At 69.1% G+C, this 10,033-nt stretch carries 9 protein-coding genes and 2 riboswitches; of the genes, 2 read left to right on the forward strand and 7 right to left on the reverse strand.

All coding sequences use genetic code 11. The annotated features are described in order from the left end of the window. Nucleotides 1-5: 5 nt before the first annotated feature. From AQJ84_RS30325 to AQJ84_RS30355, 7 genes are all read right to left on the reverse strand, one after another. Nucleotides 6-1,103 carry an ABC transporter ATP-binding protein gene (locus AQJ84_RS30325; RefSeq protein WP_030040539.1) on the reverse strand — a complete coding sequence of 366 codons (1,098 nt, stop codon included), beginning with the start codon at nucleotides 1,101-1,103 and terminating at the stop codon, nucleotides 6-8. Further along, complete coding sequence (locus AQJ84_RS30330) at nucleotides 1,100-2,098, reverse strand: ABC transporter permease (RefSeq protein WP_030040540.1); 999 nt, start codon at nucleotides 2,096-2,098, stop codon at nucleotides 1,100-1,102. The genes AQJ84_RS30325 and AQJ84_RS30330 overlap by 4 nt, the downstream gene beginning before the upstream one ends. 111 nt (nucleotides 2,099-2,209) lie before the next feature. Further along, nucleotides 2,210-4,006, reverse strand: coding sequence for an ABC transporter substrate-binding protein (locus AQJ84_RS30335; RefSeq protein WP_030040541.1), 1,797 nt, complete (start codon nucleotides 4,004-4,006; stop codon nucleotides 2,210-2,212). Nucleotides 4,007-4,076: 70 nt separating this feature from the next. Beyond that, on the reverse strand, nucleotides 4,077-5,084 hold the full coding sequence (locus tag AQJ84_RS30340; protein WP_030040542.1) for an ABC transporter permease: 1,008 nt from the start codon (nucleotides 5,082-5,084) through the stop codon (nucleotides 4,077-4,079). A gap of 307 nt (nucleotides 5,085-5,391) precedes the next feature. Beyond that, complete coding sequence (locus AQJ84_RS30345; protein ID WP_053191577.1) at nucleotides 5,392-6,192, reverse strand: enhanced serine sensitivity protein SseB C-terminal domain-containing protein; 801 nt, start codon at nucleotides 6,190-6,192, stop codon at nucleotides 5,392-5,394. 130 nt (nucleotides 6,193-6,322) lie between these two features. Continuing rightward, on the reverse strand, nucleotides 6,323-7,126 hold the full coding sequence (locus tag AQJ84_RS30350; RefSeq protein WP_030040543.1) for an enhanced serine sensitivity protein SseB: 804 nt from the start codon (nucleotides 7,124-7,126) through the stop codon (nucleotides 6,323-6,325). Nucleotides 7,127-7,196: 70 nt separating this feature from the next. Next, nucleotides 7,197-7,871 (reverse strand): AAA family ATPase, encoded by a 675-nt coding sequence (locus AQJ84_RS30355; RefSeq protein WP_037802892.1) that lies wholly within the window; start codon nucleotides 7,869-7,871, stop codon nucleotides 7,197-7,199. Between the two features lie 173 nt (nucleotides 7,872-8,044). Continuing rightward, a riboswitch (glycine riboswitch) is annotated at nucleotides 8,045-8,155 on the forward strand. Further along, nucleotides 8,156-8,269: riboswitch (glycine riboswitch) on the forward strand. Nucleotides 8,270-8,307: 38 nt separating this feature from the next. Between AQJ84_RS30355 and gcvT the strand changes: the two genes are divergently transcribed. Both gcvT and gcvH read left to right on the forward strand, forming a co-directional pair. Beyond that, a complete protein-coding gene (gene gcvT / locus AQJ84_RS30360; protein WP_030040545.1) occupies nucleotides 8,308-9,426 on the forward strand; it encodes a glycine cleavage system aminomethyltransferase GcvT in 1,119 nt (372 codons plus the stop codon). 109 nt (nucleotides 9,427-9,535) lie between these two features. After that, nucleotides 9,536-9,913 carry a glycine cleavage system protein GcvH gene (gcvH, locus tag AQJ84_RS30365; protein WP_030040546.1) on the forward strand — a complete coding sequence of 126 codons (378 nt, stop codon included), beginning with the start codon at nucleotides 9,536-9,538 and terminating at the stop codon, nucleotides 9,911-9,913. Nucleotides 9,914-10,033: the final 120 nt, after the last annotated feature.

Genomic DNA, 10,033 nt, shown 5'->3' on the forward strand with positions numbered 1-10,033 from the left:
CTCGCTCACAGCTTCGGCGCAATCTCTTCGGTCCAGATCCGCTCCCGCTGCTCCTGCGACATGTGGCAGGCGGCCCAGTGCTGGCTGCCGACCTCGGTCAGCTCGGGGCGGACCGTGCGGGTGAGGTCGTCCTTGGGGATGTCGGCGTACGGGCAGCGCGGGTTGAAGGCGCAGCCGGACGGGACGTTGATCAGGGAGGGCGGGGAGCCCTTGACCGGGATCAGACGGTCCTGCTGCTCGCGGTCCAGACGCGGCATCGAGCCGAGCAGGCCCCAGGTGTAGGGGTGGCGGGGCTCGTAGAACACCTTCTCGGCCGGGCCGCGCTCCACGCAGCGCCCGCCGTACATCACCAGGATGTCGTCGGCGAGTTCGGCGACGACGCCCAGGTCGTGGGTGATGACGACGACCGCGGAGCCGAACTCCTTCTGCAGATCGCGGATCAGGTCGAGGATCTGCGCCTGGACGGTCACGTCGAGGGCGGTCGTCGGCTCGTCCGCGATGAGCAGCTCGGGGTTGTTGACCAGGGACATCGCGATCATCGCGCGCTGGCGCATACCGCCGGAGAACTCGTGCGGGTAGCTGTCGACGCGCTTGTCCGGCTGCGGGATGCCGACGCGCTCGAGCATCTCCACGGCCCGGCGCTTGGCGGCCTTCTTGTCCACGTCGTGGTGCGTGCGGTACGCCTCCACGATCTGCTGACCGATCGTGTAGTACGGGTGCAGCGCGGACAGCGGGTCCTGGAAGATCATCGACATCTGACGGCCGCGCAGCTTGCGCACCTCGTCCGGGTCGGCGGACAGCAGCTCGGTGCCGTCCAGCCAGATCTCGCCGGAGATCTGCGCCTTGCGCTTGCCGTACTGGCCGGCGGTGTGCAGGCCCATGATGCCGAGCGAGGTCACGGACTTGCCGGAGCCCGACTCGCCCACGATGCCGAGGGTCTTGCCCTTCTCCAGCTTGAAGCTGAGCCCGTCGACGGACTTGACCAGACCGTCGTCGGTCGGGAAGTGCACCTTCAGGTCGCGCACTTCGAGGAAGGAACTCGGGGCGGGCGAGGTGCCGGTGGGCTCGCCCACCGCCGCCCCGCTCTTGCTGAGTTCGGTCATGAGAGCCTCACTCGGGGGTCGATCACGGCATACAGGACGTCCACCACGAGGTTGGCGACGAGCACCGCCACGGAGGTGATCAGGGTGACGCCCAGGATGATGGGCAGGTCCTGGGTCTTGATGCCGTTGAGCACGGCCTGGCCGAGGCCGGGCAGGCTGAACGTCGTCTCGGTGAGGATCGCGCCGCCGATGAGGGCGCCGAGGTCCATGCCGAGCATGGTCAGGATGGGGGTCATCGTCGAGCGCATGGCGTGCTTGCCGATGACGGTCTGTTCCTTGAGGCCCTTGGCGCGGGCCGTGCGGATGTAGTCCTCGCCGAGGATCTCCAGCATGGTGGCGCGGGTGATCCGGGCGTACATCGCCGCGTAGAGGAACGCGAGGGTGATCCACGGCAGGATCATGCCGCCGAACCAGCCGGTGAAGCTCTCCTCCAGGGGCACGTACTGCCCGTCGAACAGCTTCAGCCCGAAGACGAAGATGGCCAGCGAGAGCATGCCGGTGAAGTAGATCGGGAGCGAGACACCGGCGAGCGCGACGACCATCGCGCCGCGGTCCCAGAAGCTGCCCCGCTTGAGCGCGGAGAGCACACCCGCCGCGACACCGAGGATGAGCCACAGCACGGCGGCGCCGAGCGCGAGACCCAGGGTCACCGGGAAGCGGTCGGTCAGCACCGGCCAGACGGCCTGCTCGCTGCGGAAGGAGTAACCGAAGCACGGCGCCGAGCACTGGGTGACGTCGCCGCCGCCCGAGTAGGTACGGCCTACGAAGATCCCCTTGAAGAACTCCCAGACCTGGGCGTAGATCGGGTCGCCCAGACCCAGCTTCTGCCGCACCGCCTCGACGGCGGCAGGGTCGGCCTGCTTGCCCACGAAGCTCGTGGCGATGTCCACGCCCGCCCACTTGGGGACGAGGAAGAAGATGCAGAAGACCACCATGACGATGACCACGAGCATCACTGCGGCGGCGAACAACCGCCTGATGAGGTAAGCGAGCACAGCTCTCGGCCCGCCGCGGACCGCGGGCCACCGGAGGTCTTCCGGTGACCCGCGATCACGCTGCGCCGGCCTTCACCTGCCTTTCGTGCCGTTCGGCGGGTGTGCCGGTTATCAGTTCGTGGACTTCAGGCCGAGGTTGACGAAGTCGTACATGCCGCTGTAGCCGTCGGACGTGTACACGTTCGCCAGGTTGCTCGACCGCCAGTTGATGAACTTCTCGAAGACGAAGGGCAGGTAGTAGCCGCCCTCCATGACCTTGTGGTTGATCTCGGTGGCGATCTTGGTCTTGCCCGAGTCGTCCAGCGTGGTGACGTACTGGTCGAACAGACCGTTGATGGTCTTGTCGTCGATCAGGGCGAAGTTGTTGTTGCCGCTCTCCAGGATGTACGAGCCGTCCCACAGCGGCAGACCGAAGCCCTGCACGGACGGGAAGTCCGGGCCCCAGCCCATGATGATGATGCCGTAGCCCTTCTTCTTCACGTTCTCGGGGCTGCCGATGATGCCGGAGGTCTGCGAACCGTCGTACTGGTCGATGTCGACGGTGATGCCGACCTTCTTCAGCGACGCCTGCAGGGACTGGGCCGTGGCCACCTCGACCGGCTTGTTGTTGCGGACCGCGATGGTGGTCTTGAAGCCGTTCGGCTGACCGCAGGCCTTCAGCTCTTCCTTGGCCTTGGCGGCGTTGCCGCTCTTGTTGGCGCCGTTGAGCTCGTACGGGTCGTACGCCTGGCCCTCGGCGCCCGGGACGGACGGCGGGAGCATGTTGGTGCCGATGTCACCACCGGCGACCGGGCCACCGCGGGCGGTCTGCAGCGACACGTGGTCGGCGCCGTAGATCACGGCCTTGCGGCAGTGCTCGTTGTCGAACGGCTTCACGCTCTGCGGGAAGACCGCGTAACGGACGTAGCCGGAGACCGGGTTGTCCAGGTTGGCCTTGTGCTGCTTGAGGGCGGTGGTGCGGCCCTGCGGCGACATGCCGGTCTGGTTGATGTCGAGGTCCAGGTCACCGCTGATCAGGCGCTGGTCCAGGTCGTTGGCGTTCGAGAAGAACTTGACCGTGATCTTGTCCGGGTACGCCTTGCGGACCGGGTCCGAGGACTGCTTCCACTCGGTGTTGCGGACCAGGGTCAGGTCCTTGCCCGGGCTGTACGACTGGAACTTGTACGGGCCCGAGGAGAACGGGTGCAGGCCGTACTTGGACTTGGTGTCCTTGTCCTGGCGGACCGGGGACGCCGAGGTCAGGGCCAGCATCTCCTCGAAGTCCGAGTTGGCCTTCGGCAGCTTGAAGACGATGGTCTTGTCGTCGGGCGTCTCGATCGCCTTCAGACCCAGCTTGTCGGCGGACTTGTCCTTGTAGGGGCCCTTGTACTCGCCCTTGGGGTCGAGGACGTCCTTGAGGTAGACCGGACCGCCGGACAGCACGTCCTGCGCCCAGACGCGCTCGATGCCGTACTTGATGTCCTTGGACGTGATCGGCTTGCCGTCTTCCCACGTGACGCCGTCACGCAGGGTGTACGTGTAGGTCTTGCCGTCGTCGGTGACCTTGGCGACGTCGGTGGCGAGGTCCGGAGTGACCTCGGCGCCGGCCTTGCCCGGCTCCGCCTTGTTCGTGACGAGCTGGCGGGAGTAGTAGCGCGAGAAGTTCCACATGAAGCCGTAGTAGCCACGCGTGGTGTCCCACGAGTCGGCGTCCTGGGCACCGCCGAACTTCAGCGTGCCGCCCTTCTTGGCCGCGGAGGCCTGGGCGATCTTGTTGTTCGCGGCGTCGAAACCGGCGGCGCCGTTCTTGGAACCGCCGTTGCCGTCAGAGTCACCGCCGCCGCACGCCGCCGTGGTCAGCAGCGCGGTGACCGCGGCGACAGCGGCCAATGCCTGCTTTCGCCGCCCTGAGGTGCGTTGGGTAGTCACGATCTCGGATCCTCCGGATTAGATGAGAGACCCCGTAGTCGGTGCCACGGGACGCTTGGCGTACGGCAGTTCAGCGGGAGCCCTTCGGGTCCAGCGCGTCGCGCACGCCGTCGCCGAAGAGGTTGAAGGCAAGAACGGTGATGAAGATCGCCACACCCGGGACCACCATGTACATGGGGTCGGAGTCGTAGTAGTCGAGAGCGCCGGAGAGCATCTGCCCCCAGGAGGACGTGGGCGGCTTGACGCCCACGCCCAGGAAGCTGAGCGCCGCCTCGGTCAGGATGTTGGTGGGGATCATCATCGTCGTGTAGACGATGATCGGCGCGACCAGGTTGGGCAGCAGTTCCTTGAACAGGATGTACAGCCGCCCGGCGCCCAGCGACCGGGCCGCCTCGACGTACTCCCGTTCGCGCAGGGAGAGCGTCTGGCCGCGCACCACGCGTCCGATGTAGGGCCAGCCGAAGAAGCCGATGACCAGGATCATCACGAAGACGCGCACGCCGGTGCCGGTCAGCCCCAGCAGTTCGTTCGGCATGACGGAGACCAGCGCGATGATGAACAGCAGCTGCGGGAAGGCCAGCAGACCGTCCATCACGCGGCTGATGGCGGAGTCGACCCAGCCGCCGAAGAAACCGGCGAGGACTCCGAGGATCGTGCCGAGGATGACGGCGACGATCGCGGACAGGAAGCCGACGAGCAGCGAGATCCGGGCGCCGTAGAGGATGCGCGCGAAGATGTCGCGACCGTTGACCGGCTCGACGCCGAGGAGGTGGTCGCCGCTGATGCCGCCCAGCGATCCCGTGGGCGTGCCGAACAGCGGGTCGATCAGGTCCTCGTGGTACGCGTCGGGGTCCTGCCCCACGAGGTTGGTGATCACGGGCGCGAGCAACGCGACGGCGATGAGGAGGAGCACCACGATGCCGCCCGTCAGGGCGAGTTTGTCCCTTTTCAGGCGCTCCCAGGCGATCCGGCCCAGGGAGCGCCCCTGTACGGCCTTCGCATCGGCGCTGATCAGCGCCGCTTCCTCGGCCGCACTCGGGGCCGCTTCCGCGGTCGGCTCGTGCAATGGTGCCGTCATCTGGCAGGGACCCCTCTCAACCGGCGGTAGCCGGCCCGCACTTGCCGCTGTGGCGGCGTTGATCAGTCCGTCATACGAGGGCGAAGAGCCCCTGGTGCGGGAGTCTTCAACGCTTTGGCGATCTGTTGCCAGACTTGGCGGTGAAAGGATGCATAAACGTGATGAGAGGCGAAGGGTTCCGTTATCCGGACGACGGGTAACGAGGGGCGGACGCGCGCCAGTTGTGACATTCTGGACATAGGGCCACGATCCACCCTGCTCTACGCGCGAAGACGAGTCCGGCCGCCAGGGCCGGTGTGGCGTTCGGTCAGTAACCGCCGCGGGCCGGCGGATAGCCGTAGCCGGCCACCGGAGCCTGCGCCGGGGCGGGGGCCGCGTGGGCCTCCCGGTCGTAGAAGGGGCGGGCGCTCGCCCGCATCCACAGGGCCACCGGGTCGTACTCGTCGGACATCGCCACGGTCGACACCGGCAGTCCGTCCGGCACCGCGCCGATCGACTGCTGCATCATCGCCCGCACCGAGTCGACGGCCGGCGGGCTGGTGTCGTACACGTCGAGACCGATGGCGAGGTACGGCGCCCCCAGCGCGGGCTGCACCCAGGCCCTGCGCAGCGCGCGGACCGCCGGCGTGCGGTGGGCGTTCTGCGCGAGCAGGGCGTAGAACTGCGGGATCTCGATGCCGGGTTCCGACAGCCGGAGGGGACCGGCGGGCTGCCGCTCCAGACCGGTGGCGATCCGGCGCAGGTCGAGCCAGGGGATGCCGACGCCGCCGCCCGGGGCGTGCGGGTTCAGCCAGAGGCCGTAGTGGTCGGGGTACAGGGTGCGGGCCACGTCCAGGCCGTCCACCACCTCGTACGACCGGTTCCAGCCGCTGGCCGACAGCTCCTGGGCGGAGGTGACACAGGGGGCGTAACCGAAGCCCTCGACCTCCATGTTTCCGTACTGGGCGTCGGGGGAGCCTGCCTGGCCGTGCCACAGCAGCATCCAGACCTGGCCGGAGGAGGGCGTCGCGAGCGCGCGCAGGAGTGCCTCGTAGGCGTCGTAGCGCCCGGGCGTCACCTGGCGCAGCATGTGCTCGACCTGCCCGGCCGCGGTGCCGCTGGCGCTCACCTGTACCGCCCCTTCATGAAGTTTGCCTCGGATATGAAACCAGCTTATGTGGCGGGGCCGACAGCAACGCCCAGGAGCTCGGGGCTTTGTGTCCCCCGGCGGGGGCGGCGGCCGTGGCCGCCGGTCGCTCCTAGTAGCCGCTCGTGTAGAAGGGCCGGACCTGCTCCCGCATCCAGTGGCCCACCGGGTCGTCCGCCACGTCCAGGAGGACCAGGTTCACCGGCCAGGGGGCCGGAGCCCTGCCCAGGGCCCTGGCCAGAGCGTCCATGGGGGCCGTGCGCAGGTCCAAGGCGTCCCAGTGGGAGAGCTCCACGCCGACGAACATGACCGGGGCGGCGGTCTCGATGACGGCGAGGCAGCGGCGGGCCGTGCGGATGACGCCGGTGGCGGCGAACTCGGCGGAGGCCGCGGCGAGGAGGTCGACGGGGTCGTCCTGCCAGTCGGGCTCGTAGAGCTTGACGCGGCCGCCGGCCGCCGGGCCCCCCAGCGGGGTTCGGCCGGCGCGGCAGAGTTCGGCCACGGCGGGCGGGGGCAGCGGGACACCGACCGTGCCGTCCGGGTTCACGACGATGCCGACCTGCGGAGGCAGGCCGCGGGCGAACTCCACCGCGGGCGCGATGGTGTACGACATGTGCGGGCCGACGACCTGGCGGAACTGCTCCTCGGAGCTGAACACCGGGACGTACGCCTGACCGTCGATCTCCAGGCTGGGCAGGTCGAGCGGGCCGCTGTGCGGGCCGCCTCCGCCGGGCAGCGGCACCCACACGAAGCTGCGGCCGAGCACCTCGACGATCCGCCCGCCCGCCCCGGGTATGCCGAGGGATGCGGACAGCACCTCCTCCAGCTCGTTGCCGGGCCATCCGCCGTGCGGGTGGGGGTGTGCCTGTGCCGGAAACTCCGAGAAGCCCGCTGGGAGATCCGCCGGGAAGTCCATCTGCTGCCTACCGCCTGCCGAGTACCGCTGCTGTGGCTGAAAAGGCTAGCGGGTACCGGCGGCGCGGGGGTCAGCCCGTGAAGCCGATCCTGCGCAGCACGTTCGCCGCGTCCCGGTCGATCAGGACCGCGGAGCCGCATCCCTGGGGCAGATGCCCCTTCTCCACGGAGCGGATCAGACGGGCGGCGGCGCCGCGGTGACGCAGGAACGCGTACGTCGAGACCCCACGGCCGCGTTCCCGCTGGCCGGCCAGGGCCGTGTCGGGGGTGACGTCGAGCAGGAGCAAGTGCAGGGTGCCGCCCCGGCGGCGGGCCGCTCGGGCCAGCCAGCCGCGCACCCAGGCCTGGGTGCCGCAGTCGTGCACCACGACGCCCTCACCGGAGCCCAGCGCGCGGCGCAGCCCGGCGTAGTGGGCGAGGCGGACGAGCGGGCGGTAGAGCCCGTACGGCAGGAAACGGGACAGCCGCCCGTCCCAGCGGTCGCGGGTGTCCTGGGAGTCGATCCGGATGCCCTTGACCGCGCGCCGCATCAGCGTCGACTTGCCGCTGCCGGGCAGGCCGGTGATCACCACGAGGTCCTCGGGGGCGAAGAGCAGTGCGTGCGGGCTGTGGCCGCCGCGTGCACGCAGGTCGCGGACGACGGGCGCGGCGAGCGGACCGCAGGCCTCCCCGACGGGGACCGTCGGCTGCGTGGGCAGCGCGAGGGCCGAGGTGGTCGCGTACGCCGTGGTCCTGTTCACCGTGATCGTCCTCCCCTGGGGTGGTCACGAGATCCCATCCCCGTCGAGTGTAAAGAGAAGGTAATGCGCGGTGCCTCGTGTTTTCGTGCACTTCCTGCCACAAGCCGGTTACAAGATGCGGCCTGCCGTGCCGGACCGATGCGTGCAATGATGGCCGCGCCAACTGCATACCGGCCGCTTGAATCCGCGCGGGAGAGTTCCGGGCCGTACGTCCTTCGTACGAGTGCCCGGACGCCGAAGGAGCAAGTCCCTCCCTTGAATCTCTCAGGCCCCGTTACCGCGCGGGCGAGGCACATCTGAAAAGCGGGCCGCCCCTCGCGGTGGCCCCACCCAAGGTGCAAGTCATGACCACCGTTCGCGGGGTCCTGACGAACCTCTCAGGTTCCGATGACAGATGGGGAGGAACGACCTCGCCTGTCATGCCTTGGGAGACAACCGTCCGATGAGCAGCACCGCACCCCGTCATACCGCGCTCGACGCCCTGCACCGCTCGCTCGGCGCCACCATGACCGACTTCGCCGGCTGGGACATGCCCCTGCGCTACGGCTCCGAGCGCGACGAACACAACGCCGTGCGGACGAAGGCCGGTCTCTTCGACCTCTCGCACATGGGTGAGATCACGGTGGCCGGGCCACAGGCGGCCGCCCTGCTGAACTTCGCGCTGGTGGGCAACATCGCGTCCGTCGGCGTCGGCCGCGCCCGCTACACCATGATCTGCCGGGCCGACGGCGGCATCCTCGACGACCTGATCGTCTACCGGCTCACCGAGACGGAGTACATGGTCGTCGCCAACGCCTCCAACGCCCAGGTCGTGCTGGACGCGCTCGCGGAGCGTTCGGCCGGCTTCGACGCCGAGGTGCGCGACGACCGGGACGCCTACGCGCTGATCGCCGTCCAGGGTCCGCGGTCCCCGGGGATCCTGAAGTCCCTCACCGACGCCGACCTCGACGGCCTGAAGTACTACGCCGGTCTGCCCGGCACGGTCGCCGGCGTCCCCGCCCTGATCGCCCGCACCGGCTACACCGGCGAGGACGGCTTCGAGCTGTTCGTGCGGCCGGAGCACGCCGTGGAGCTGTGGCAGGCCCTGACCAAGGCGGGCGAGGGCGTCGGCCTGGTCCCCTGCGGCCTGTCGTGCCGCGACACGCTGCGCCTGGAGGCGGGCATGCCGCTGTACGGGCACGAGTTGTCGACCTCCCTCACGCCCTTCGACGCGGGCCTCGGCCGGGTGGTGAAGTTCGAGAAGGAGGGCGACTTCGTGGGCCGCGAGGCTCTGGCCGAGGCGGCCTCCCGGGCCTCGGAGAACCCGCCTCGCGTCCTGGTCGGCCTGGTCGCCGAGGGCCGGCGGGTCCCGCGCGCCGGGTACGCGGTCGTCGCCGGCGGCGAGGTGATCGGCGAGGTCACCTCCGGCGCCCCCTCCCCCACCCTGGGCAAGCCGATCGCGATGGCGTACGTCGACGCCGCGCACGCCGCTCCGGGCACGCCGGGCGTCGGTGTGGACATCCGGGGCAGCCACGAACCGTACGAGGTCGTGGCGCTGCCGTTCTACAAGCGCCAGAAGTAGACACTCGAAGCGGGCCGTGCGTGACCCTGCGCACATTTCCGCTGCTCACGTGCGTTTCCAGCAGTCCCCCATTCACCAGCACTCCCTCGCGTACAGGAGAATTCAGGCCATGAGCAACCCCCAGCAGCTGCGCTACAGCAAGGAGCACGAGTGGCTGTCGGGCGCCGAGGACGGCGTCTCGACGGTCGGCATCACGGAGCACGCGGCCAACGCGCTCGGCGATGTGGTGTTCGTCCAGCTCCCGGAGGTCGGTGACACCGTGACCGCGGGCGAGACCTGCGGCGAACTGGAGTCGACCAAGTCCGTGAGCGACCTGTACTCCCCGGTGTCCGGCGAGGTCACCGAGGTCAACGAGGACGTCGTCAACGACCCGTCGCTGGTGAACTCCGCGCCCTTCGAGGGCGGCTGGCTGTTCAGGGTACGCACCGCGGAGGAGCCGGCCGACCTGCTCTCCGCCGACGAGTACACCGCCTTTTCCGCCGGCTGAGGAGTCGTAAAGACATGTCCGTCCTGAACACGCCCCTGCACGAGCTCGACCCGGAGATCGCCGCCGCGGTCGACGCCGAGGTCCAGCGCCAGCAGTCCACCCTCGAGATGATCGCCTCCG

The organism is Streptomyces resistomycificus (assembly GCF_001514265.1).
In the GTDB taxonomy this organism is placed as follows: Bacteria; Actinomycetota; Actinomycetes; order Streptomycetales; family Streptomycetaceae; genus Streptomyces; species Streptomyces resistomycificus.

Excerpts from the sequence above, each read along its gene's own strand:
- AQJ84_RS30325 (WP_030040539.1), bottom strand. The coding sequence starts at position 1,103 with ATGACCGAACTCAGCAAGAGCGGGGCGGCGGTGGGCGAGCCCACCGGC.
- AQJ84_RS30340 (WP_030040542.1), bottom strand. The coding sequence starts at position 5,084 with ATGACGGCACCATTGCACGAGCCGACCGCGGAAGCGGCCCCGAGTGCG.
- AQJ84_RS30350 (WP_030040543.1), bottom strand. The coding sequence starts at position 7,126 with ATGGACTTCCCGGCGGATCTCCCAGCGGGCTTCTCGGAGTTTCCGGCA.
- gcvT (WP_030040545.1), top strand. The coding sequence starts at position 8,308 with ATGAGCAGCACCGCACCCCGTCATACCGCGCTCGACGCCCTGCACCGC.
- gcvH (WP_030040546.1), top strand. The coding sequence starts at position 9,536 with ATGAGCAACCCCCAGCAGCTGCGCTACAGCAAGGAGCACGAGTGGCTG.